Source organism: Pseudidiomarina piscicola (genome assembly GCF_902806985.1).
Taxonomy (GTDB): domain Bacteria; phylum Pseudomonadota; class Gammaproteobacteria; order Enterobacterales; family Alteromonadaceae; genus Pseudidiomarina; species Pseudidiomarina piscicola.
Window position 1 is genome coordinate 496,040 of the sequence record NZ_CADCXY010000001.1, and the last position, 24,013, is coordinate 520,052.

Genomic DNA, 24,013 nt, shown 5'->3' on the forward strand with positions numbered 1-24,013 from the left:
TTAGGACTCCGATTGTGAGCTTAATTCACGTAAAAGTTGATTAGCAGTCGCGACCATGCGCGTCCGCGAAAAAATAAAGTGGCGACGTTTGCCGCCGACCTGACGCCAAAGGACAGCGCTTCGAATGGCGGCCAAGAGCAGGGCACGTATTTGGTTTTGTACCGGCTGTTGTTGCAAATAGTCAGGCTGGCCATGAATCTGTAACGGTCGACCTAAAGGCGAAATACAATCACTGTAGGTGCTCGCCATGCCTTGATAAACCGTTTCTGGTTCGAACTGAAATTGGCTCTGTTGGCGATGTAATTGATCAATACGTTGGCCAAGCTCAGCAAATGCTTTGGGTTGCTTTTGCACGCGCTGAGCCAATGCCAATACACCGACCATGTAGCGCGTGGTTTCAATGTCTTTCTGTTTGGTTGCGCCAAGCTGGGCCAGCAGTACGCGCAAGCCCACCCGTAACTTACTTACATCACCATAGATACTGGCAAAAGAGTCGGGGTTCTGGTTCAACACACTGTCGAGCAGTGCTTGGCGTTGAAAACTTTCGTCGAGTTTGCCTTGTCGCGCTAAACTCTTAACCGCAGCCGCCGCTTGGGCGATAGCGGCAAGGGCAATCACGCGCTGTTGCCACTGGGTCACAGCAATACCTCATGGTCCGCTAGGCGTTGCTCAATAATGCCGCCACCTAGGCATACGTCATCGACATAAAAAACTGCCGATTGGCCTGGGGTAACCGCCGCCACGGGCTCGTCGAATTCAACTTTGACAGCCCCATCAGCTGTGGGGCTGACCAAGCAAGGAATGTCTTGCTGCCGGTAGCGTGTTTTGACGACACAGCGCAGAGGCTCGGTTGGCCCCTGACGATCGACCCAATCAAGTTGCGCAGCGACAAGACCCTTAGAGAATAAGCGTGGATGATTTTTCCCTTGCGCCACGACTAAAACGTTACGTTCGACATCTTTGTCAACAACGTACCAAGGTTCATCACCAGCATCGGCAAGGCCGCCGATATGCAACCCCTTACGTTGGCCTAGGGTGTGATACATCAGCCCCTCATGCTCGCCTAAGGCGTTGCCGTCGACATCTTCAATAGTGCCGGGGCGTGCTGGTAAATAGGTCTGTAAAAAGTCTTTGAACTTACGCTCGCCAATAAAACAGATACCGGTGGAATCTTTTTTATCAGCGGTGACCAAATCTTGTTCCTCGGCAATACGACGCACTTCAGGCTTCTCTAATTCACCGACTGGGAACAAGGTTTGCGCTACATGTTCATGCGACAGAGTATAGAGGAAGTAGCTTTGGTCTTTGTTATCATCAAGCCCGCGCAGCAACTGATACTGGCCATTTTCTTTACGGCGACGCACGTAATGCCCGGTGGCAATATAATCAGCGTTGAGTGCCTGTGCAGCGAACTCTAAAAAGGCTTTAAATTTAATTTCTTTGTTGCACATAATATCGGGGTTTGGGGTGCGTCCGGCGCGATATTCCGCAAGGAAGTACTCAAAAACATTATCCCAATATTCCGCAGCAAAATTAACGGTATGTAGCTCGATACCAAGTTTCGCACACACCGCCTCAGCATCAGCAAGATCTGTTGCGGCAGCACAGTATTCATCAGTGTCATCTTCTTCCCAGTTCTTCATGAACAGGCCTTCAACCTGATACCCCTGCTGCAGTAACAGGTAAGCTGAAACGGACGAATCAACGCCGCCCGACATTCCGACAATAACTTTTTGATTTCTGTTTTCAGTGTTTGACATGACAACCTTCGTGATGACTGCTAAGCGCGCGAATTCTACCACACAGGAGGCACTTCACGCCACTCGCCAGGCTGCATTCCTGCAAGTCGCCATGGCCCGATAGCAGCGCGGATTAAACGTAAAGTGGGGTGACCTACAGCCGCTGTCATACGCCGAACTTGTCGGTTTTTACCTTCTTTGATGATTAAACAAATCCAACTGTCGGGAACAGATTTACGCTCTCGTACGGGGGGATTTCGGGGCCATAGTTGATCGGGTTCGGGCATTATAAAGGCTTCGGCGGGCAACGTTTTGCCGTCGTTCAACTCGACGCCTTCGCGTAGCTGTTGCAACACCGTTTCGTCGGGGCAGCCTTCAACTTGCACCCAGTAGGTTTTTGGTAACTTATGTTTTGGGTGGCTAATTTTATGCTGCAAGCTGCCGTCGTTGGTTAACAGCAGTAAACCTTCACTGTCTTTATCGAGGCGTCCCGCAGGGTAGACATCATTAAATGGCACGAACGGTTTTAGTGTTTGTTCGTCTGCCGTGCCGGAAAATTGCGTCAGCACACCAAAGGGCTTGTTAAATAAAACAAGTTTGGGATTAGCCGGCCGGGGCTGCGAGGTTCTGCGTTTCTGATAAGGGCGCTTCATAATGTTCTCCAACTTCTTTCGACGAGTACCGTCCAGTCAGCGATTAATGTTAGACTAGTGGGGTGCGTTATATGTCTGCCAAAACTAAAACAACATTATAAAGGAAAAGCGAACGATGCAGGACTCTAACCCTAAAAATACTAAACACCAAGCCACCGAGCAGGATAACTTTGCGGCGGCGTTACGTGGTGAAATACCGTTGAGTGTGGGCGACATACTTCAGCGCGGCTGGGATATCACGCTTCGATCATTGCCGATCATGCTACTTGGCTTGGTGGTTTTATTGCTGGCGAACTGGGTTATTTCCTTGGTGGTAGCGCAGATTTTTCCCGTCGATGAAAGCAATATCAATATGCTTCACTTGTCTGGGCAGTCCATCGCTAGCAGTCTGCTGATCGCGCCTTTTACTGCGATTTTGTACTTGATCGGGTTGCGTAACGCACGAGATATCAAGCCGAGCGTAAATCTCTTCGGTGAAGCACTAGCTCATGCGCCTAAAATGGTGGTCATTGCGGCAGTATTGATTGTGGCGATGGCGATTCCAACCGCACTGTTGTTTCTTATCTTTGATGCCTCAGGAACCTTTTTTGCGCTGTTCTTCTTAATTGCGATGTATTTGCAGATCAGTTTCACACTGGCGGTACCACTCGTACTGGAGCGTAATCTACCTGTAATGCGCGCGATTATGGCATCAGTGATTATCTTAAATAAAAAGATGTTACCGCTGCTTGGTCTCTATCTAATTATGACCATTATCATCTTTATCAGTGCCTTACCTCTATTACTTGGGCTGCTGTTCACCATGCCTATGTGGTTTAACGTGATTGGTGTCATCTATAATCGCCTCATTGGCGTACCTAGTGAAACGAATGAAAACTCAGTTACGACCGTAGAAGAGGAGAGTTAATGCTACGTTATCTCGTTATTATGCTTGGTTTAATTATGGCGGCTGCGGCCGCCATTGCGCCTAATGTGCTGCATTTGGCCAACCCGTATCGGCTGTACGATGGTGTCGTACCTGCCAAAAAAGTTGCGGTGGCGGCGCCGGTGGTTTCAGCGATGCCTGATTTTGCTAAATATCAGCAAACGGCCGCAAAGAAACAGGCATTTTTTGATTTTTTGGCACCTTTAGTGGCCGCCGAGAATGCCCTAATTGAAGAGCAGCGTAGTGGCTTAGACGCACTTTATACTAAGTGGCGGTTGAAACCAGATTCACTTTCACGTGAGCAAGTGAGCTGGCTCGAGTATCTAGCTAAGCGCTACCGGGTAGAGTTTAACTTTGCCTCGCCGCTTGAGGCCGAACAGGCTTTTGAACTGTTGCTGCGCCGCGTCGATAGCATTCCAGTAACCTTAGTTTTGGTGCAAGCAGCGAACGAATCTGCATGGGGAACGTCACGTTTTGCCAAGCAAGCGTTGAATCTGTTCGGTCAATGGTGCTTTACCAAAGGTTGTGGTTTAGTGCCCGGTGCGCGGGGCGAAGACGCCACCCATGAGGTTGAAAAGTTCAACTCGGTAAACGCCTCGGTGCGCAGTTATTTGCGTAATTTAAATACCCATCCGGCGTATTTTGAAATGCGCAAACTAAGAGCAGAGCGCAGAGCGCAAGAGGCACGTATACGTGCCGTTGACCTAACGCCAGGGCTACTTAGCTACTCAGAACGTGGTGAAGCATACGTGGAAGAGCTAAATGCGATGATTCGCGTGAACCGTCCGTTGATCATGGATGCGCTAGGAGCCGAAGGGCCCGTTGCCGAGCCAGGGTTTACCACTAACTCAAATTCCGCACCTGAATAACTGCTGAGTGACCGGCGCCTTGGGCGTCGGTTTCTTCATCGTCGTGCTCACGATAATTGATAAAGTCGGTAGGAACACTGTGATCAAATGCGGTGTCTCCTGCCTCATTATGCTGACCATCGGCAGCGATGGATTTGAAATCGAATAGTTCGTGATCAGCAAGGTGCGACGGCACAATGTTCTGCATTGCCGTAAACATACTTTCGATGCGTCCCGGGTGGTTTTTGTCCCAACCTCGCAGCATTTCCTTCACTGTTTGTCGTTGCAAGTTTTCCTGAGAACCACAAAGGTTACAGGGAATAATCGGAAAATCTGCATAAGCTGAGTAGCGTTCGATATCTTTTTCGCGGGCATAAGCGAGTGGGCGTATCACGACATGCTCACCATTGTCGCTGACGAGTTTTGGTGGCATTGACTTCATTTTGCCGCCAAAAAACATATTAAGCATCAATGTTTCCAGCATATCGTCTCGATGGTGTCCTAAGGCAATTTTTGTCGCGCCTAGCTCTTTCGCCACTCGGTACAGAATTCCGCGACGTAAACGCGAACAGAGTGAGCAGGTGGTTTTTCCTTCTGGGATCTTCTCTTTAACGATGCTGTAGGTATCTTCCTCAATAATGCGGAAATCGACACCTTCTTGGCGCAAGTAATCAGGTAGCACGTGTTCAGGAAAGCCCGGTTGCTTTTGATCAAGATTGACTGCGATCAGCTCAAACTTGATTGGTGCAATTTTTTGTAAAAAGCGAAGGATCGCCAATAGAGTGTAGCTATCTTTACCGCCTGAAAGACAAACCATCACCTTATCGCCGTTTTCAATCATGTTAAAGTCTTCGATGGCGCGACCTACATGGCGACGGAGTCGTTTCTCTAACTTATTGAAATCGTGCCGCTGTTGCTTTTCCTGGGCACTTGTTAGGTGAGTGTCTTTGGCGTTAAATGTTGTCACTAAACTCATTGAAATCACTTTATCAGGTTAAGGGGCTGAAAAAATCGTGCGGATTATACCTTAACTGGTGATTCAAATCCTGCTGGTTTTACCGCCAATAAGTCACAGTTAATTTGTTCGATAACATGCTCGGCGGTATTTCCTAATAATGCTGCACTAATACCTGTACGACCTATAGTGCCAAGCACCACAAGTTCGGCGTCGAGCTCGTTTGCAAGTTCTGGAATCACCTGTTCAGGTAGCCCTTCGCGAACATGTTGGCAGGCTTCGGTAATTCCAAAGTGTTGGGCATGTTCGGCCAGAGCTTGTTGATGATTTTCGGCGATAACTTCACGATAATTTCCAGTATCAAACTCCGGTATTTCGGCCGCAATGGTGACCGGCGCCCCGGGGTAGGCATTCACTAAATGAACACTACTGTGCAAACAGCCGGCAAACCGCTGTGCGGCCTCGGTAATCCGGTAATTTAAACTGTTATGGTGGTCTTTTTCGCCGGTGGTGTGAATCGCGGCAAGAATTTTGCCGTGTTCAGGCCACTCGTGTTCTTTCACCAGCAATACCGCACAAGGTGCTTTTCGCAGTAAGTGCCAATCGGTGGGCGTAAAAATAATACTAGCCAAGCCATCATGGCTATGTGTCGCTTTCACAATAACATCATGCTCACCAGTAATCGCCGTTTCAATGATGGCTTCGAAAGGGCGGTTATGCCAGAGCACTTTAATCGAGATATCTAGTTCACGCGTGTTGTAATCTTCCAATAGATCGTCAATCCAAACCTTTCGATCATTAATAAGACTGTCGCGCATGGTGTTACGCTCTTCGGCGGCGAGCATCGTCGTCATTTCGTAAGAAAAGTCGTAAATCGACAGCATTAAGGTAATCGAAGCTTTACTGATCCGAGCTAAGTGCAGGGCACGATTAAGCGCTTTTTGTTGTTGTTTATCAGGGTCTAAAACCACTAATATATTTTTCACGCAAGACATGGTCTACCTCATTGAATGTTCGAACTTATTAACTGAGTTTAGACGGAATTTCTAGGTGTGGCTAATTCTCACAGTGGCAACAGTTGACGCAGCGCAATAACAGCAACCCAAACTCCATAAAAGATCATAATCACGCCCATGGCTTGGCGGAAACCTTGCGCTTTCAGAATACTTTGTACAGCACCGCTAAACCAACCAAAAGCGAGCATGGCAGGTAGGGTTCCAAGCCCAAATGCCAACATATAAACAGCTCCCGACACAACCGAGGCACTGATCGCGGCCCAGCTAAGAGCGCTGTAAACTAAGCCACAGGGCAGCCAGCCCCAGAGCATTCCGGCGATGAACCGATCAAAGGTACTAGTGCGTTGACGCAAGCGCGCGGCATGGGGGGCAACTTTTTGCCATAGTGGCTTGCCAAGGCGCTCTAATTTATTAAGGCCTAGCCACCAGCCACCGAAATAGAAACCCAGAGCGATTAAGAAAAATGCGGCGATAAACCGTAAGGCGAGTAAAGCGGGTGCAAAGCTTGATACGAGCAACTGACTACTAAGACCTACGATCGCGCCAATGACAGCATAAGAGCTAATGCGGCCTAAGTTATAACTTATTAAATCAACGGGTTTTGGTTTAGGCCCCAGGGCACCGGCTAAGCCGCCACACATCATCAGGCAATGCCCAGCTCCAGCAAGCCCCATCAAAAACGCAGCGAAAATATCAAGATTCATCAGTGTCTTGCCGTGCGGATTGTTGTTCGTTGTTTTTTTTCGGATCATCGTCGTCGAGCAACACGTTCATTCCTTGGCGCTCAAGATCTTCAAACTGATCGCTACGTACGGCCCATAAAAAAACGGCAATCGCAATAATGACAAATAGAATCGCTATTGGAATTAGAATGTATAAGCTTTCCACACGTACCTCGCTTACTTAGTTGCTGGTGTGTCGGTGCCGGAACTGCCGCGATAAAGCCTTAATGAATTCGCTAAGACAAGTAGTGAACTTACCGACATTCCAATAGCGGCAATATAGGGTGTCACCAGCCCGATCACCGCAATGGGTATAATGCCAATATTGTAGACCAGCGCCCAAATAATATTTTGCTTCAAAATACGACGGCTTTTAGCGGTGCTGTCTAGCAGTCGGGTAAGCGCGGCAAAATCATTACGCATGGCGACAATATCGGCGGCTTGCCGGGCGAGGTCAGCAGCATGACCAAACGTCATCGATACATCCGCTTGTGCTAATACCGGGCCATCGTTAATGCCATCGCCAATCATCAAAACTGGCCCCTGGCGTTGCTGTTGCTTCACGAACGCCAATTTATCGGCTGGTAAGCACTCTGCTTGGACTTGCTGAATGTCCAACTGGTTCGCCACTCGCTGGGCATTTGCCTGGCTATCTCCGGTTAACATGATCACCTTGAACCCTTGCTGCCGCAGCTTGCTTAACGTGGCAGGCACATCGTCACGTAAGGTATCTGTTACCTGATAGCTTGCGAGCAGCTCGTCCGCGGTTGCGAGTAACACATTTGCGGGGCTATGGTTTAAGGCATCTGGGTGCCATTCAGCGATATAGCGGGGGCTGCCGATACGGACTTTACACTGGCTCTGACCATGATGCCATAAGGCCTCAATGCCATTGCCAAGCGCAACCTTGACGGCTTCGAGTGAAGCTGTTTCGCTGGTCAAATTTTTGAACGGTGTCGCTAGCGGATGTTCAGAGTGACGCTCCAAACTGCCGGCAAGTGTTGCAATCGCCTCAGCCGTGTAGTTCTGGCTAAGCTGGTGGGTCGTGGCAATCGAGAATTGACCACTGGTTAGCGTACCCGTTTTATCAACGATGAGCGTACGGCAATCACGTAATGCCTCGATTGCGTCTGTATTACGAAGTAACACGCCTTGCTTATTGAGTCGGTGCACGACACCGGTGACCGCGGTCGGCGCGGCTAATGCTAAGGCACACGGACAAGTGGCAACAAGCACTGCTAAAGTAACCCAAAAGGCTTCGGAAGGATCGATAAAGCTCCAAACGAAAAAGGTTAACGCAGCTAAAATCAGTAATTGTTTAACGAACTGATTCGCTAGTTTCTCAGCCCGTTCCGCCAGTCGCGGTTTGGTCGCCAAGGCTTGATCTTGCAAAGCCGCGATTTTCGCCATGACGGTACTTTGCTGGGTTGCCTCAACGCCGATACGAATGGGCTGCGATTGATTCAATGTACCCGCAAAAACAGTGTCGCCATACTGATGCTGCACGGGCACACTTTCCCCGGTAAGCATACTTTCATTCACCTCGGCTTGATCGGTCAGTAGCTTTCCATCAGCGGGTAATGTTTGGCCTGGTAGCACCTGTACCACGTCACCTTGCGTTAATTTATGTACGGCAACGGCTTCAAGCTTACCGCTGGCTGTTTCACGCTGCGCGGTCGCTGGCAGCAGCTTAATTAAATTGGCTGCGGTGGCAATGGCTTTTTGTTTTGCGAGTAGCTCAAGGTAACGACCCACTAGCAACAAAAAGGTAAACATACTTACCGACTCAAAATAGACCTCTCCTTGGTTGCTAAAGGTCGCGTAGACACTTGCCCCATAAGCACTTAGCAGTGCGAGCGTTACCGGTACGTCCATATTGAGTTGGCGCGCTTGAATACTGCGCAGCGCGGATAAATAAAACGGCTGTGCGCTGTAAAGTAATACTGGGGTGGCAAACAACAAACTGATCCACCAAAAGAATTGTCGCATGCTTTGGTCGAGTTCACTGACCACACCAAAATAGAGCGCGACAGCGATCATCATCACCTGCATAGTGGCGATTCCGGCAATGCCGATACGACGGACAAAATAACGTCGACGCCGCTTAAAATCTTGTTCTTGTGTTGCCGCTTGAAAGGGTAATGCGCGATAACCTAAGCCCGCGATTTGCTGCAAAATGGTACTTAGCTTCACCTTGTCTGGCTGCCATTGGATCGATACGCGCTCAGTCGTCGCATTTACTTGCGCGTTACTGACTCCAGCCAGCCCTTGCAATTGTTTTTCTATGAGCCACGCACAAGCTGCGCAGGTCATGCCGTCGACAGATAAACTGGTAGACTTCTCACCACTGTCTGAACGCTGGATAAACTGTTCTTGTAGCTCTTCTTGATCATAAGCTTCAAGTTGCTGCAACTCTTCAGGAAGGAGGGGGATTTGCAGCGGGTTACTGGTATCTCGAAACTGATAGAAGTGCAGCAGATTCTGCTCATCTATGGTTTGCGCCACCGCTTGGCAGCCATAACAGCATACTTGTCGCTCGCGATTGTCGACCCGAACTTTGATCTCGTCATGTGCCGGTAACGGCTGTAGACAGTGAAAGCAAAGACCCTCAGGAGGGTTTGGCAGCGTCGACGCCATCAGTTAAACGCCGTAAGTAAGTGGTTTTAGAGTAAGTTGACGATAGCTTGGCAAGTGGATCTGTTGGCTTAGCCGCCAACTGCCGTCAAACGGTGTGATGGTCAGTGTCCATTTGCCTTGCTCTTGTGCGACAGATTCGGGGAGTTGGCCTCTAAAATCGCCTTCCGCGTCTGCCGTTAAGGTTAAGCTGAAATCTTTGTCGGCGAGCGTTGTGTGGTAAAAATTAACCCGCAGTGCGGTCAGTTCATCAGGTTGACCGGATTTGTAACGTAAAATTAGGTCACGCCCTTGGTGTTCAAAAATAAAGGCGATGCCCCTTGCTTGGGCTTCCTGTACCTTCTCTACTTGGCTATTGATCGCTCGACCTTGTTTATAATAGTCATCCACAACCATGGGGTTGTCGCCATAGTTAGAGGCAACAGTAAGGGTGATCGCCATAGCGATGACCACTGAAAATGGAATCGACATTAACACCCAAGGCCACACTTGTTTGTACCAAGGTTTTACCATTACCCATAACCTCATTTATTCAGCATAAAGAAAAAACCCCGCGAGTGCGGGGTTTTCAGTTTAGTCGTTTGAAAGCCCGTACACGTACGCACTAATGACGTGGACTTTATCCTCACCGAGAATATCTTTCCATGCCGGCATAACACCGTTGCGGCCATTCATTAACGTTTCTTCAATCGCTGCTTGTGAGGCACCATACAACCAAACGTTATCAGTTAGGTTGGGTGCACCCAGTTGTTGGTTACCTTTGCCATCTTGTCCATGACAGGCAGAACACACGGCAAAATTAGCTTTGCCGGCAGCGGCGAGTTCAGGGTCAACTTTACGACCACTTAAGCTGAGAACGTAAGTTGCTAACTCAGTGATCTGTTGCTCGTCAAACTGTGCTTTGAATGATGGCATTTGACCTTGACGACCTTGCAGAAGGGTCGTTTTAATTGCGTCGGCCGAGCCACCGTAGAGCCAGTTATCGTCGGTTAAGTTCGGAAACCCTTTACCGCCCATAGCATTTGAACCATGACATTGGGCACAGTTTTGTAAGAACAAACGCTGGCCAATTTCGTTCGCTTCTGGGTCTTTTGCAAGCTCTTCAATAGGCTGTTGTGCGTAAGCTTCAAAGATGGGCCCAAAACGCTCATCTGCGGCATCCATCGCACGGTCGTACTCAACGATGAGGCCAGCCTCACGATGGGCTTCCGTCGCCGCTCGCGACTCTTCAATGGAACGAACATCTTGGTTAGAGCTACTCCAGCCAAGTAGACCTGCAAAGTTCCCCAAGCCTGGGTAAAGCGCCAAATAGGCAAAGCCCCAGACGATGGTGACCCAATACAGAATCATCCACCAGCGCGGTAGTGGGTTATTAATTTCAACGATACCGTCGAACTCATGATCCATGAGTTCGCCTTCCTTAATTCCGGTATAGTTGCTCATATTCCAGCGTAATACCCAGATAATTCCGACTAAAAACGCGAGGGTAAGGACAATAATCCATGCACTCCAGAAGCTACTCATTGTTCTTCGACTCCTGTTCAGTATTGTTTGACTTCGTTTTTTTCAACTCATCTTCTTCGAAGATTGAGTTTGCGGCTTCGTCAAAGCGCTTTTTACGCCCTTTGCTGTACGCCCAAAGCACGATGCCAATGAACAATACGAAAACTAAAACTGTATAAAAACTCCGCCAAGTAATGTAATCCATATCAATTGGCCTGTTGCTTCAAACCAGTACCTAGCGATTGAAGGTAAGCGATTAACGCTTCCATTTCAGTCTTACCAACTACGGCAGCCTTAGCACCGGCGATATCTTCGTCGGTATAAGGGACGCCGAAGCCACGGAAAACTTCCATTTTCTTGGCGGTTAACTCACCATCAAGTTTATTTTCCGCTAACCATGGAAAGCCTGGCATGTTTGACTCTGGAACCACATCACGAGGGTCCATTAAATGCACATAATGCCATTCATCACTATAGCGACCACCGACGCGGGCAAGGTCTGGACCGGTGCGTTTAGAACCCCATAGGAATGGATGCTCCCAAACATGTTCACCGGCCAGTGAGTAGTGCCCGTAACGCTCGGTTTCTGAGCGAAACGGACGAATCATCTGGCTATGACAGTTATTGCAGCCTTCACGGATATAAATATCCCGACCTTCAAGCTCTAACGCAGAGTACGGCTCTAGACCGACTACAGGTTCATTGGTCTGCTTTTGAAACATCAATGGCGTTATTTCGACGATACCGCCGATAGAGATTGCGATGGTGGCGAAGATCGCCAACCAACCGACGCGCTTTTCAACGAAATCATGCTTAATGTTTTTACTCATTTTTCGGACTCCTTAAGCTGACTGCGTTGTTGCTTCTCGCGGAGCAACATCAATTGTTTCGCGAGTTGGTTTGCCGGCCTTAATAGTACGATAGCTGTTCCATGCCATCAGCAGCATACCTGCAACGATGAACAAGCCACCGACAAAGCGGATAAACCAGAACGGATAAGAGGCTTCAACACTCTCAACAAAGCTATAGGTTAGCGTGCCGTCTTCAGCATTCACCGCACGCCACATCAGACCTTGCATAACGCCTGAGATCCAAAGCGCGACGATATAAAGCACTACGCCTATGGTATGTAACCAGAAGTGGGTGTTAATCCAGCGGATACTATGCATCTGTGTTTGCCCCCAAAGCCGTGGAATCAGGTAATACATTGAACCGATGGTGATCATTGCAACCCAGCCAAGTGCACCCGAGTGAACGTGACCTATGGTCCAGTCAGTGTAGTGCGAAAGGGCATTCACTGATTTAATTGCCATCATCGGACCTTCAAAGGTCGACATACCATAGAATGACAACGAGACAATTAGGAAGCGCAGAATAGGGTCTGTCTTAAGCTTATGCCAAGCACCAGATAGCGTCATGATACCGTTGATCATACCACCCCATGATGGCACAAACAGAATCACCGACATCACCATACCTAATGACTGTGTCCAGTCAGGCAGTGCGGTGTAGTGCAAGTGGTGAGGTCCGGCCCAAATATAAAGCGAGATCAAGCCCCAAAAATGCACCACTGATAAGCGGTACGAATACACTGGACGCTCAGCTTGCTTCGGAACAAAGTAATACATCATGCCCAAGAAACCAGCGGTTAGTAGAAAGCCTACCGCATTATGGCCGTACCACCATTGCACCATGGCATCCACAGCACCCGCGTACACGCTGTAAGACTTAGTGAATGACACTGGAACTACCATGCTATTCACGATATGCAGCACTGCTACGGTGATAATAAAGCCACCATAAAACCAGTTTGCAACATAGATATGCGAAGTTTTACGTTTCACCAAGGTGCCAAAGAATACAATAATGTAGGCAACCCAAGATAGCGCAATCAGAATATCAATCGGCCATTCAAGTTCAGCGTACTCTTTTGACGAATTCAGCCCTAACGGTAGGCTGATCACTGCAAGCACAATAACTGCTTGCCAAGACCAGAACACAAAGGACGCCAACTTGTCTGAGAACAAGTTAGTGCGACAGGTCTTCTGGACAATATAAAAGGAGGTCCCCATTAACGCCGACGTACCGAAGGCAAAAATAACCGCGTTCGTATGAAGAGGGCGAAGACGAGAGTAGGTAAGCCAAGGTGTATCGAAGTTGAGCTCTGGCCATATTAGCTGAGCTGCGATCCAAACACCGAGGGTCATACCGATTATGCCCCAAACGACCGTCATGACAGTAAACTGTCTGACGACTTTGAGGTTGTATTCGATTTGCTGAGGATTTGTTTGACTCATTTTTGCTTTCCGCGTTGATGCTCTGACTTAGAAAAGTTCATAGTATTCGTCGTAAGAGTAACGTGACAATGATGATGACTTGCTGAATACTTCCGCAAGCACAGCCATTTTAAGCTGTTTGCTTGCAAAAATACAGTCACAAACCGTTAAAAAATCAGGCGTGACGGCAACTTGGTGAAAAAGTAAGCAGTAATATTACGACCAAAGGGGACGTAAAATGTACCGATTATTTAACCTTAGTCTTGGTAAGGTCTTTAGTTTCGCGGGCTTGAGCTTATGCTTGGTTGCCTGCCAACCACCATCCCCTAAACAACTGCCGACCGCGAGCCATAGTTTTGCGGCACAGCAAATAAAACTCAAAATGCCCATTGAGCCCATACCGTTGGAACAGCGGGTAAAGCTTACTCTTGAGTTGCCAGACCGCGTGAAACCGGGCTTAGGCAACGTTGAGGGGGTGTCTATGTATATGGGCAGCATACCGTTACAGTGGAAACAAACCGATACAGGTAAATGGCAAGCGGATCTCTATTTAGGTTCTTGTACGGAACCGCGGATGACCTGGCGCTTAACGGTTCCCTTACAGTCGGAGTTCGATGACTTGCCGGCTCAAATTAGCCTGAACTTTGAGAGCGTAGCAAATTGATACAATTGACTTGGTCGGCCATTTGATTGGCCATGCTATAGTTAAGCTTTAGAGTCACTTACTCATCGAGGAAAGCTATGTCTATAGCATTACTTTGGATCATTATTGGCGTCGCATTAATTCTTTCCGAATTGCTGTTAACCAGCGTCATAGCCGTGTTTCTCGGCATTGGGGCGATTGTTACAGGGCTGCTTTTACACTGGGGCTTGATTGCGGAAACCGCAACTCAGTTTGCGGTTTTTGGTGTGGTGAGCTTGGCTCTTTTAATTGTTGCAAGAGGGCAATTTAAGCGTTGGTTTATGGGCTACAGCACCGACGAAGACGATGCCAAGCCGAATTTTCAACGCGATATTGGCGCTCGGGTCAAAGTGATTCGTGACTTCAACCACGGTGCCGGTCGTGTCGTACTTAACGGTGTACAGTGGGACGCTTTTTCAGAGGATGAGTTAAAAGCAGGTGAAACCGCTTGGGTGCAGGCGAATGAAGGAATTCAACTCACGGTAAGCCGTGATAAACCATAATAATAAAGTGAACTAAAGGACGTCATCATGGTGGAGTTAAATGTAGGTACCGTTCTCGCCGTCGGCTTTGCGATTGCGGTGATTATCGTTATTCTCAAAACCGCGCGGATCGTGCCGCAACGTACAAATTTCGTAATTGAGCGGCTAGGGCGCTATAACCGTACTTTAGAATCGGGTTTTCACTTGCTGATCCCGTTTGTTGAAAAAGTTGCTTACCAGCACATTCTAAAAGAAGAAGTGATTGATGTTGAGCGGCAAGCTTGTGTCACCCGCGACAATATCCAGGTAGGCATTAATGGCGTGCTTTACATTCAAGTGGTTGATGCTCACAAAGCGAGCTACGGTATCAACGACTACCGTTATGCGGCCTCTCAGTTGGCACAAACGACCATGCGCTCGGTGATTGGCCAAACGGATCTCGATAAGACCTTCGAAGAACGCGCCCGAATCAATGAAATTGTGGTGCAAGCACTAGATGAAGCAGCCGCACCGTGGGGTATTAAAGTACTGCGTTATGAAATCTCTGATATTGAACTGCCGATGAGTATCAAGGACGCACTTGAGCAACAAATGCGTGCTGAACGTGAGCGGCGTGCGGCCATTGCCAAGTCAGAGGGTGAGCGCCAAGCGATGATTAACGTTTCCGAAGGTCAAAAACAAGAAGTTATTAATTTGTCTGAGGCCGAAAAGTTAAAGCAAATTAACGAAGCTGAAGGTCGAGCGCGTGAAATCGAGCTTATTGCCGTAGCGACAGCAGAAGGTATTCGTAAAATCGCCAGCTCCATTCAAGAGCCTGGTGGTCAAGATGCGGTAAGTTTGCGGGTTGCTGAACAGTATGTGAAAGAATTCGGCAAGCTAGCACAGGAAACCAATACGTTAATATTGCCGGCACAATTGTCGGATATTGGCGGAGCCGTTGCTGGGCTGACTGAAATACTAAAAGCCAAGCCAACCCAGTAAAATTATTTAACTGGCGTGTCTAGCGGGCTGTTCATCGTAGATGGGCAGCCTTTTTTGATCGTATTTGGTCAAATGCGCATAAAGTAAAACTAACAATCGTATTTGCATACAAGGAATTTAGATGAAGTTGTCGACAGCTCTTACATTTTCGCTACTCACGCTGGCCGTTGTGTTGCCAAGTGTCACCTCAACCGTGACTGCACAGCAATGGCGTAATGCTGAAAAAGCCGCTTTAGTGGTGGCACAACCGTTAGGGTTTGAGCGTGAACAGGAACAAGTGGAAGCTGTTGCTTACGCTGAGGCTTTGCAGTCCGTTGACTTGTATCCAGCTGTCGGCGATGTGGTCACAGCGGTGAACTTCAAGCCTGGTGAGCGGGTTGAGAAAGGGCAAGTGTTAGTGCAATTAGACGATCGTCGTCAGCGAATCGCTCTGCAGCGCGCCAAGTTGCAACTGACGGACGCCGAGCGCACGCTCAAACGACTGCAAACAAGTCGTGAGCAAGGTGCTGTCTCGCAAAGCCAGTTGGATGAAGCGATGATCGCGCGCGACTTACTCGAAGTTGCGGTGGCAGAGGCCCAAACCAACCTTGATGATCGGCAAGTCATCGCGCCATTCTCTGGCGTTATTGGTATTACCGACATCGAAGTGGGCGATCGTATTACCACCCAGACCATGATTGCGTCGTTAGATAAACGCAACCAGCTTTACATCGATTTTCAGGCACCTGAATCAGCGGTGGCACTACTGGACCAAGGAGCACAACTTGAAGTGTATTCTTGGCAGCGTATGCAGGAGCCGCTAGCTGCCGAAGTAGCAGAGATAGGATCGCGCGTCGATAACCAGAATCGTACGGTACGGATCCGTGCGCTCATGACCAACACCGAAGATAAGTTTCGGCCGGGGATGAGCTTTCGAGTTGCGTTGACCCTTGCCGGCGATAGCTACCCAGTGATCCCTGAAGCAGGCTTGATGTGGGGCCCTGAGGGCGCCTACGTATGGATTATAAAAGATGAAAAGGCACAGCGGGTAGACGTTTCGATTAAACAACGTTTACCTGGCCGTGTGCTGGTTGATGGAAACTTACAACTGGGTGACCAATTGATTGTTGAGGGCGTGCAAACGCTGCGTCAGGGGCAGGCCGTAAGCGAACTTGATCTAGCGAACGGGGGAGTCAACGAATGAAGTGGACACCACAGTTAAACGATTTACCTTCGCTGTCGATTCGTCGACCTATACTTATAGTTGTTTTTAACTTACTGATTATTATTGCCGGCCTAGCAGCCATCAACGGTGTTGAAGTCCGCGAATTACCGGATGTCGATCGGCCGATTGTCTCGGTGACAGCTAGCTATCCGGGGGCAGCGCCAGAAACAGTAGATACCGAAGTGACCAGCCGCCTCGAAGGTGCCGTCGCACGAGTGAGTGGCGTTAAGTCCATTCGTGCATCGAGCGAAGAAGGCAGCTCACGAGTAGTCGTCGAGTTCAGACCTGGTGTTGATCTTGATAATGCCGCTAACGAAACGCGAGAATCTGTCAGCCGAGTACAGCGAGGGCTACCAGAAGAAGTTGAAAATGTGGCGATTATTAAGGCCGATAACGACGCTGAGTCAGTCGTTTCACTGTCGATTTCAAGTGAGACACTCGACCTTACCGCCTTAACCGAGCGCGTTGAAACGGACTTAGCTCCGAACTTCTTGAACATTCCAGGTGTTGCCGACGTGCGGCTAACGGGTGATCGCCGAAAAGTAATGCGCGTGGTGATTGAACCGTTGCGTTTAGCGAGTTATCAATTGACGGTTAGTGATGTGGCAGCGGTGCTTCGGCAAGCACCTTTTGACGTCCCCGCAGGAAGCCTCAAGTCGACGGATCAACAACTGATTGTTCGTGCCGATGCCAGTTCAGTAACCACCGAAGATGTTGAAAACATAGTTATCGCTGGTACCACTCGGGTTGGCGATGTGGCAACGGTTTATTTTGGTCCCGCTGATGCTGGCAGTATCACTCGACTTGATGGTAAGCAGGTACTTGGGCTCGGTATTATTCGTCAAGCGCGCTCGAACACCATTGAAATATCAAACGAGGTGCTCCGCTTAGTCGGTGATTTACAGAAACAGTATCCAGATCTCAACTTGCGAGTTACCAACGATGATGCTGAATTCATCCGCAGTTCCGTCGAAGAGGTAATCACTTCGTTAGGCCTCACTATTTTATTAGTTATCGCGACCTTGTGGTTATTTATCGGCTCTGGGCGGGCAACCATTATTCCTGCGGTGTCGATACCCGTCGCACTGGTTGGCTCGATAGCGGTGATTTGGTTGCTGGGCTTTTCCATCAATATACTTACCTTGCTTGCGTTAGTGCTAGCGACCGGATTGATTGTAGACGATGCCATTGTAGTGTCGGAAAACATACAACGCCGACGTAGTATGGGGATGGGCGCTCGCGCGTCTGCCGTTATCGGTACACGTGAGGTGTTTTTTGCCGTGGTTGCCACGACCGCCGTGTTGGTTGCGGTATTTGTCCCCATTGCATTCTTACCTTCAACAGCAGGGCGCTTGTTCCGAGAATTCGGCGGCGTACTTGCCGCTGCGGTGATCATTTCTTCATTCGTTGCTTTATCGTTGGTACCTGCCTTAACGGCTCGGTTGCCGTTAAAGAAACCTAAAGAAACGGTACTTACACGAGCCGGCTCTTCATTTAGAAATTACTATGTGAAAAGCCTGCACTGGGCTCTTGATCATGCAAAAATCGTATTTGCGGCCTGTGTATTGATTGCCGGTACCGCCGTTGGTTTCTACTTTAATATTGATAACGAACTGATGCCGACTGAAGATCGTGGCCAAATTCGAATCTTTGCCCGCGGCCCTGATGGGGTTGGGCTCAACTTTATGGACCGCCAAGCGCAGCAAATGGAAGAGATCCTTTTGCCGTATGTAAATGGCGGCGCTGTCTCGAGCATCAACACTCGCGTTGGCCAGTGGGATCCAAACCTCGTGTTCATTACCGTTCGCTTAACCGACTGGGAAGAGCGTGATCGCTCACAGCAGGAAATAATCGACGAAATTAGCGAACCCTTGAGCCGTATCCCTGGCGCTCCGGCGCGTGCCTTTGGTTCGAACAGCCTAAATTTGCGCGGGCAAGGAGGGGGCTTAGAGGTTGCCTTAACCGGAGATAATTACCGCGACATTTATAATGCAGCTTTGGCCTTTGGCAAGGCTGCTCAGGAAGCTATGCCCGAAATAGGTTTTCCGCGTATCGGCTATCAACCAACGCAACCACAATTGCGGGTCAATATTGATCGCCGTCGCGCTGCTGATTTAGGGGTTTCCTTAAGTGATGTTTCGGCAACCTTACGCGTTGCTATTAACGGTGATGACATTACCGATTTAAACATCGGCGATCAGGCTGTACCGATAATGTTGCAAGCTGAGCGGAGCCAAATCAAATCGCCAACGGACCTCTCTAATCTCTATGTGGGTACTAGTAATGGCGGTTTAGTGCCACTTTCGAGTGTGGCCACCATTAGCGAAGAGGGCATCGCCGCAGAACTTGAGCGTCGTGCCCAGCGACGTGCTATCGAAGTTGATATGCAAATGCCAACCAGCATCCCCATTGAAGAAGTGGTAGAACAGCTACGAACCGTAGCGGCAGAAACCCTACCTGATGGTGTTGGAATGGTGCTATTGGGCGAGGCCGAAGCTTATGAAGAAACCGAAAGTGAGGTCATGATGACCTATATTTTAGCTTTCGTTATTGTGCTTCTAGTGCTGGCCGCGCAATTTGAAAGCGTTAATAGTGCCGTGGTGGTAATGGCGACAGTGCCGTTTGGTATTGCCGCAGCCTTCTTTGCGCTGTACTTAACAGGCACGTCAATTAATGTGTTCTCACAGATTGGCTTAGTCATGCTCATAGGCCTAATAGCTAAAAACTCTATCTTACTCGTGGAGTTCGCCGATCAGCTGCGTGACAAAGGTCAGTCGGTACGTGAAGCCGTCGAAAATGCCGCTGATATCAGGTTGCGCCCAATTATGATGACCTTGGTGTCGACCTTACTTGGCGCATTACCACTTATTTTATCCGTCGGTGCAGGCGCCGAGGCACGTAACTCAATTGGTTGGGTAGTGTTCGGTGGCCTGGCGTTCGCAGTGATCTTTACGCTCTATCTAACGCCGGTCATTTATTTAGCCTTAGCACGTTTTACCAAACCGCGGGCCGACGAAACTCAGCGCCTGGAAAATGAAATGGAACGCGCTGAAGAAATCTAATCAAAAATATTCAGACCACTCAATGAGGGGTGGTCTAGCCATTGCAGCAACCTGAGTTGTCCTACCGTAAAGGTTGCTGCAATTATCTCTCGATTCTCGCCAGCCGTCCGGCAGCTATCCTACAAAGTTATCTCAAAAAAGTTATCTCAAAAAGTATTTCAAACTAGCTTAGCGTTGGTATTTACGATCGTGCGCTACGTGAAATCTGCGCCATTCGCAGGGTAGTTAGTGCCAATTATTTAACGTAGCGACGCCTAAATATGTGAATACACACTTAGTACATAGATACTTATCCATATACTATTTAACATAATATACATTATGCGCAATCATATAGTGGCCTTCAAACGGCCACAAAAAAGCCCCGCTGTTGCTGCAAACAACTCGGGGCTTTTAAACTTTCTTCAGGCACTTTAATTGTTTCATCGGCGCCTTCAGCTTAAACTGCTGTTAACAACCAACATTCAAAATAAAAATAAGGAATACGAGTTATGCTTAAGAAGGTTTCTTCATTACTTATCGCCGGTGCCTTAACGGCAACCAGTGCTCAGGCGTCATTGCTTTATAAGGTTTCTGGTAACGATATGGCTGAGCCGTCTTATCTGTTTGGTACCATTCATATGATTTGTGCGGATAACTTTAAGGTTCATGCTGACACTACAGATGCATTTAAGCAGTCTGAGCGGTTAATTATGGAACTCGATATGGCAGATCCTGCCGTCATGCAATCGATGCAAATGCAGCTTTTAGACCCGAAAGGTCGAAAGGTTTCTGACCATATTACAGAGTCACAATACACCCTGCTCGATAACTACCTGACCTCAGCAACGGGCAACGGCTTGGCAGTTTTTGATGGTATGCGCCCGTTTATCCTGAGCAGTATCGTAATGACGGCACAGATGGATTGTGCGCAGCAAATGTCGTACGAAGGCCATTTCACTCAACAAGCCATGATGCAAGACAAACCTGTTGATGGTCTTGAAACTGCCGAATTTCAATTTGGTGTCTTTGACCAAATTCCTTACGAAGAACAAGTTCAATGGCTAATGGATTCGATTGAAGATGAAACAAAGGCAAAAGCAGAATTGGCGAAAATGACCGAATTGTATTTGGCTGAAGACATGCAGGGTTTGTATCAAATGATCGCTGATACAGACGCCTATGCGCACTACACAGCGTTATTACTTGATAACCGCAACCGTAACTGGCAAACCCAGCTTGATAACGACCTACAAGCAGCTGGAAGTGAATTTATTGCTGTCGGTGCGGGTCATCTCGGTGGGAATGCTGGTATCATCAAGCTATTGCAAGAATTGGGCTATACGGTCGAAGCTGTTTCCACCGAAGCCAAGTAATAACTTACTGTTTAGAAAAGGAACCATTGATGCGCGTCGCCGCTGAACAACTGCAGCCAAAAGTTCATGAATGGGCGCAAAAGCGCCCTGTTTCCACCCAAGCGAATCCTCTTGTCGGTCAAGACAGAGCGCTTGCCGCAATTAAGCAAACCATGCGTATTGGCGGTCGCTATGCGCATGGCTATGTGGTTACAACGCCGGGTTTGCGTATTGTCGACGTGTTACAGGAACTTCAAGCGCGCCATCAATGGGTTCACTTTGAGCGCTTCGATTGGCTCTACTTGGCCAATCCAGACTCGGCCAATGAACCTCTATGTGTCAATGTTCCAGCCGGTTCGGCACGTACCGCGTTACAAGGTTTAATGGAGCTGTTTGAACTGCAGTTAAGCGAGCGTGAAACGAAACTTGAAGAGCTGCGCACGACCTATCCAAACGAGCGCTTTCTGACTTATATCGAGCGCATTAAAGATAAGTCTTTTGCCGACCTGCCTGGCAATGAGCTGGCGATGGTGATTGTTGAATCTGCAGCGCAACAGGACGATTTTGTGCTTTGCGATCGCGTTACTGAGACCAGCCTGTTTGGCAGTATCCGCTTACAATCGGTCGGTGGTACAATTTCTTCCGAGTTACACCTTATTCAGCCGGGTGCACTGCTAAAAGCCAATGGTGGCGTGCTAGCCATCGATGCGGAAGAATTACTGACACAACCAGGTTTGTGGCGAAAGTTAAAGTATGTGCTTCGCACCAGTCAATTCCACTGGCCACAACCAGGTGAAGCAAATATTGCGGCTTATTATCAACCTGAGCCCGTACCGATTCATCTGAAAGTGTTGTTATTAGGCGAGCGCTCAATTTATGCGCAACTGCGCGAGCTCGATAGCGATTTTGATAACTTGTTTCCCTATTTGGCCGACTTCTCCGCACACTACCCATTGAGCCAGTTTGCGATTGAACCCTATTTTAATTATTTAGCTTACGTTGAGCGTGAGGCAGCTACCCTACCCTTGGCGCCATCGGCAATTCCGTTAGTGTTGAAATATGCGTCGCGGTTAAGTGACTATCAAACCGAGTTATCGCTCGATACGATTGCGTTGATGCAACTCCTCCGTGAAGCGGCAGCGCTGGCCGAAGAACAACAGTTAGCGCAAATCGAACACGACACTATTTTAGCGGTGTTACAACAGCGGCTGCAGCGTGATGGCTATATTGCCGAACTTAGCCGCCGCCAGATCCTCGAAGGCCAGGTTTATATTGAAACGTCAGGAAGTGTGATTGGTCAGGTGAACGGCCTCACCGTAGTGACCATTGGTGGTACTGAGTTTGGTGAACCCGCACGTATCACCGCAACCGTTCATTACGGTGACGGCGACATTATCGATATCGATCGCAAATCCGAACTAAGCGGCAGTATTCATACCAAGGGTGTGATGATTTTGTCCGCCTATATTGCCAATGTCTTCGCTCGCAGTGAAGAAATGAGCTTATCGGCAACCATTGTGTTCGAGCAGTCTTACTACGAAGTAGATGGTGACAGTGCGTCACTCGCTGAGTTGTGCTGTTTACTGTCAGCTTTAGCTGAAGCTCCCATAGCCCAGGGCTTAGCCATTACAGGTGCTGTTGATCAATTTGGACGCGTGCAAGCCATAGGTGCGGTCAATGAAAAAATAGAAGGACACTTTGCACTCTGTAAGGAACGCGGTTTAAACGGTCAACAAGGCGTTATCATTCCAAGTGCCAACTTGAGCCAATTAAACCTCGAACCCGATGTGATTGCTGCGGTGGCTGAAGGAAATTATCATGTGTATGCCATCGATGATGTGGCCGAAGCGCTTGCCCTGCTCTCTGGTGATAACCAGGAACAGCTTTATGCACGCATCGAGAAACGTCTCGATCAGTTGCAACACTGTGAACCACAGCAACCATGGTATCGCCGCATTTGGTGATGGATGTCAACTTGTCGGACTTGTTTAGCGTACAAGTGTTCGCTAAGCTTAGCAGCAATTTTCATGCATAAGACAAGGTGTTTATGACTCAATCTAGTTTAACTCGCGACGACCTACTTGCCTGCGCTGACGGCAAAATGTTCGGGCCGGGTAACAGCCAACTACCAGCGCCCAACATGCTCATGATGGATCGCATCGTGACCATCAGCGATGAAGGCGGCGAATTTGGTAAAGGCTATATTCATGCGGAACTTGATATTTCGCCCGATCTTTGGTTTTTCGACTGCCACTTTAAAGGTGACCCAGTGATGCCCGGCTGTTTAGGGCTTGATGCGATGTGGCAGCTAACAGGGTTTTTCTTGGCTTGGAGCGGTGGTCCTGGACGCGGTCGAGCACTTGGCGTAGGTGAAGTTAAATTCACTGGCCAAATCCTGCCGACGGCGAAAAAAGTAAGCTACTTCATCGACATGAAACGCGTCATTAAACGTAAATTGTTTATGGGTGTTGCCGATGGACGGGTCGAAGTAGATGGTAAAACTATCTACACAGCAAAAGATTTAAAAGTAGGTTTGTTTACCGACACATCGAACTTCTAAAACTACTGAAGACTAAAAAGCCCGCATTGGCGGGCTTTGTTCATTTTGCGGAATAGCTATTCAGCTATCTTATTTTGGACAGATCAACGATACAATCCAACGCTTCGCGCCTCTTGCGCATCACGCCAACCGCCTAACCACTCGGAACGAATTTCATCTTGCGTTTGATAGGGACATAGTTCTTTTGAACGACCCGCTACACCAGCTTTAAAACCTTGTGCATGTGCCCGTTCTAGGCGATCGCGCTTCTGTCTTTTCATCATTCACATCCTCGTCCAGTTATTTTTATCATCGTACTTTTTGTACTTAGTAAGAACGAAATCGTCATCGCTCTTATAACTATAGATAGCAATTTGGCACGGGAGTTCAAGCACAAAAAAAAACGCTTTTTCAGGTGAGCTGCTAAGCTGCTGAAAAAGCGTTAGATCTATCGTTAA

Annotated in this window: 24 protein-coding genes; 10 read left to right on the forward strand and 14 right to left on the reverse strand. The window is 48.5% G+C overall.

Annotation, left to right across the window (positions count from 1 at the left end; genetic code table 11):
* From hflD to PSI9734_RS02540, 3 genes are read right to left on the reverse strand one after another with little or no spacing between them, the layout of a single operon-like run.
* Entirely contained in the window at positions 1 to 639 is a 639-nt protein-coding gene (gene hflD, locus PSI9734_RS02530; protein WP_246194689.1) for a high frequency lysogenization protein HflD, read from the reverse strand.
* The gene (gene mnmA, locus PSI9734_RS02535; RefSeq protein ID WP_173919535.1) at positions 636 to 1,760 is read right to left on the reverse strand and encodes a tRNA 2-thiouridine(34) synthase MnmA; all 1,125 of its coding nucleotides are present in this window, start codon (positions 1,758 to 1,760) and stop codon (positions 636 to 638) included. Before mnmA ends, hflD begins: the two co-directional genes overlap by 4 nt.
* 35 nt (positions 1,761 to 1,795) lie before the next feature.
* A complete protein-coding gene (locus tag PSI9734_RS02540; RefSeq protein WP_173919536.1) occupies positions 1,796 to 2,392 on the reverse strand; it encodes a pseudouridine synthase in 597 nt (198 codons plus the stop codon).
* Positions 2,393 to 2,507: 115 nt separating this feature from the next.
* On the opposite strand from PSI9734_RS02540, the gene PSI9734_RS02545 reads away from it, so the two are divergent.
* On the forward strand, positions 2,508 to 3,299 hold the full coding sequence (locus tag PSI9734_RS02545; RefSeq protein ID WP_173919537.1) for a DUF2189 domain-containing protein: 792 nt from the start codon (positions 2,508 to 2,510) through the stop codon (positions 3,297 to 3,299).
* The gene (locus PSI9734_RS02550) at positions 3,299 to 4,186 is read left to right on the forward strand and encodes a glucosaminidase domain-containing protein (protein ID WP_173919538.1); all 888 of its coding nucleotides are present in this window, start codon (positions 3,299 to 3,301) and stop codon (positions 4,184 to 4,186) included. Before PSI9734_RS02545 ends, PSI9734_RS02550 begins: the two co-directional genes overlap by 1 nt.
* On the opposite strand, the gene ttcA is transcribed toward PSI9734_RS02550, so the two are convergent.
* From ttcA to ccoN, 10 genes are all read right to left on the reverse strand, one after another.
* The gene (gene ttcA, locus PSI9734_RS02555) at positions 4,161 to 5,141 is read right to left on the reverse strand and encodes a tRNA 2-thiocytidine(32) synthetase TtcA (protein ID WP_173919539.1); all 981 of its coding nucleotides are present in this window, start codon (positions 5,139 to 5,141) and stop codon (positions 4,161 to 4,163) included. The genes PSI9734_RS02550 and ttcA overlap by 26 nt on opposite strands.
* Positions 5,142 to 5,185: 44 nt before the next feature.
* Positions 5,186 to 6,115: a universal stress protein UspE gene (uspE, locus tag PSI9734_RS02560; RefSeq protein WP_173919540.1), complete on the reverse strand. Its 930-nt coding sequence runs from the start codon at positions 6,113 to 6,115 to the stop codon at positions 5,186 to 5,188.
* 68 nt (positions 6,116 to 6,183) lie between these two features.
* On the reverse strand, positions 6,184 to 6,840 hold the full coding sequence (locus PSI9734_RS02565) for a sulfite exporter TauE/SafE family protein (RefSeq protein WP_173919541.1): 657 nt from the start codon (positions 6,838 to 6,840) through the stop codon (positions 6,184 to 6,186).
* Positions 6,830 to 7,024, reverse strand: coding sequence for a cbb3-type cytochrome oxidase assembly protein CcoS (gene ccoS / locus PSI9734_RS02570; RefSeq protein ID WP_173919542.1), 195 nt, complete (start codon positions 7,022 to 7,024; stop codon positions 6,830 to 6,832). Before ccoS ends, PSI9734_RS02565 begins: the two co-directional genes overlap by 11 nt.
* 11 nt (positions 7,025 to 7,035) lie before the next feature.
* Positions 7,036 to 9,495: a heavy metal translocating P-type ATPase gene (locus PSI9734_RS02575; RefSeq protein WP_173919543.1), complete on the reverse strand. Its 2,460-nt coding sequence runs from the start codon at positions 9,493 to 9,495 to the stop codon at positions 7,036 to 7,038.
* 3 nt (positions 9,496 to 9,498) lie between these two features.
* Positions 9,499 to 10,005, reverse strand: a complete 507-nt coding sequence (locus tag PSI9734_RS02580; protein WP_173919544.1) for a FixH family protein — start codon at positions 10,003 to 10,005, stop codon at positions 9,499 to 9,501.
* Positions 10,006 to 10,065: 60 nt separating this feature from the next.
* Positions 10,066 to 11,016 (reverse strand): cytochrome-c oxidase, cbb3-type subunit III, encoded by a 951-nt coding sequence (ccoP, locus tag PSI9734_RS02585; RefSeq protein ID WP_173919545.1) that lies wholly within the window; start codon positions 11,014 to 11,016, stop codon positions 10,066 to 10,068.
* The gene (locus tag PSI9734_RS02590) at positions 11,009 to 11,200 is read right to left on the reverse strand and encodes a cbb3-type cytochrome oxidase subunit 3 (RefSeq protein WP_173919546.1); all 192 of its coding nucleotides are present in this window, start codon (positions 11,198 to 11,200) and stop codon (positions 11,009 to 11,011) included. The genes ccoP and PSI9734_RS02590 overlap by 8 nt, the downstream gene beginning before the upstream one ends.
* Position 11,201: 1 nt before the next feature.
* Complete coding sequence (ccoO, locus tag PSI9734_RS02595; RefSeq protein WP_173919547.1) at positions 11,202 to 11,825, reverse strand: cytochrome-c oxidase, cbb3-type subunit II; 624 nt, start codon at positions 11,823 to 11,825, stop codon at positions 11,202 to 11,204.
* Between the two features lie 12 nt (positions 11,826 to 11,837).
* Positions 11,838 to 13,292 carry a cytochrome-c oxidase, cbb3-type subunit I gene (gene ccoN / locus PSI9734_RS02600; protein WP_173919548.1) on the reverse strand — a complete coding sequence of 485 codons (1,455 nt, stop codon included), beginning with the start codon at positions 13,290 to 13,292 and terminating at the stop codon, positions 11,838 to 11,840.
* A 217-nt stretch (positions 13,293 to 13,509) separates the two neighbouring features.
* Here ccoN and PSI9734_RS02605 point away from each other — a divergent pair, with 217 nt between their 5' ends.
* From PSI9734_RS02605 to fabA, 8 genes are all read left to right on the forward strand, one after another.
* Positions 13,510 to 13,935: a hypothetical protein gene (locus PSI9734_RS02605; RefSeq protein ID WP_173919549.1), complete on the forward strand. Its 426-nt coding sequence runs from the start codon at positions 13,510 to 13,512 to the stop codon at positions 13,933 to 13,935.
* Positions 13,936 to 14,012: 77 nt separating this feature from the next.
* Complete coding sequence (locus tag PSI9734_RS02610) at positions 14,013 to 14,456, forward strand: NfeD family protein (protein WP_173919550.1); 444 nt, start codon at positions 14,013 to 14,015, stop codon at positions 14,454 to 14,456.
* A gap of 27 nt (positions 14,457 to 14,483) precedes the next feature.
* Positions 14,484 to 15,416, forward strand: a complete 933-nt coding sequence (locus PSI9734_RS02615; RefSeq protein WP_173919551.1) for an SPFH domain-containing protein — start codon at positions 14,484 to 14,486, stop codon at positions 15,414 to 15,416.
* A gap of 121 nt (positions 15,417 to 15,537) precedes the next feature.
* Positions 15,538 to 16,599 carry an efflux RND transporter periplasmic adaptor subunit gene (locus tag PSI9734_RS02620; RefSeq protein WP_173919552.1) on the forward strand — a complete coding sequence of 354 codons (1,062 nt, stop codon included), beginning with the start codon at positions 15,538 to 15,540 and terminating at the stop codon, positions 16,597 to 16,599.
* Positions 16,596 to 19,682 (forward strand): efflux RND transporter permease subunit, encoded by a 3,087-nt coding sequence (locus tag PSI9734_RS02625; RefSeq protein ID WP_173919553.1) that lies wholly within the window; start codon positions 16,596 to 16,598, stop codon positions 19,680 to 19,682. Before PSI9734_RS02620 ends, PSI9734_RS02625 begins: the two co-directional genes overlap by 4 nt.
* Before the next feature lie 491 nt (positions 19,683 to 20,173).
* Complete coding sequence (locus PSI9734_RS02630; RefSeq protein ID WP_173919554.1) at positions 20,174 to 21,037, forward strand: TraB/GumN family protein; 864 nt, start codon at positions 20,174 to 20,176, stop codon at positions 21,035 to 21,037.
* Positions 21,038 to 21,066: 29 nt separating this feature from the next.
* Positions 21,067 to 22,980, forward strand: a complete 1,914-nt coding sequence (locus tag PSI9734_RS02635; RefSeq protein WP_173919555.1) for an AAA family ATPase — start codon at positions 21,067 to 21,069, stop codon at positions 22,978 to 22,980.
* Between the two features lie 83 nt (positions 22,981 to 23,063).
* Entirely contained in the window at positions 23,064 to 23,576 is a 513-nt protein-coding gene (gene fabA, locus PSI9734_RS02640) for a 3-hydroxyacyl-[acyl-carrier-protein] dehydratase FabA (RefSeq protein WP_173919556.1), read from the forward strand.
* 83 nt (positions 23,577 to 23,659) lie between these two features.
* Here the strand turns inward: fabA and rmf are convergent, their stop codons facing one another.
* Positions 23,660 to 23,836, reverse strand: coding sequence for a ribosome modulation factor (gene rmf, locus PSI9734_RS02645; RefSeq protein ID WP_173919966.1), 177 nt, complete (start codon positions 23,834 to 23,836; stop codon positions 23,660 to 23,662).
* Between the last annotated feature and the right edge of the window lie 177 nt (positions 23,837 to 24,013).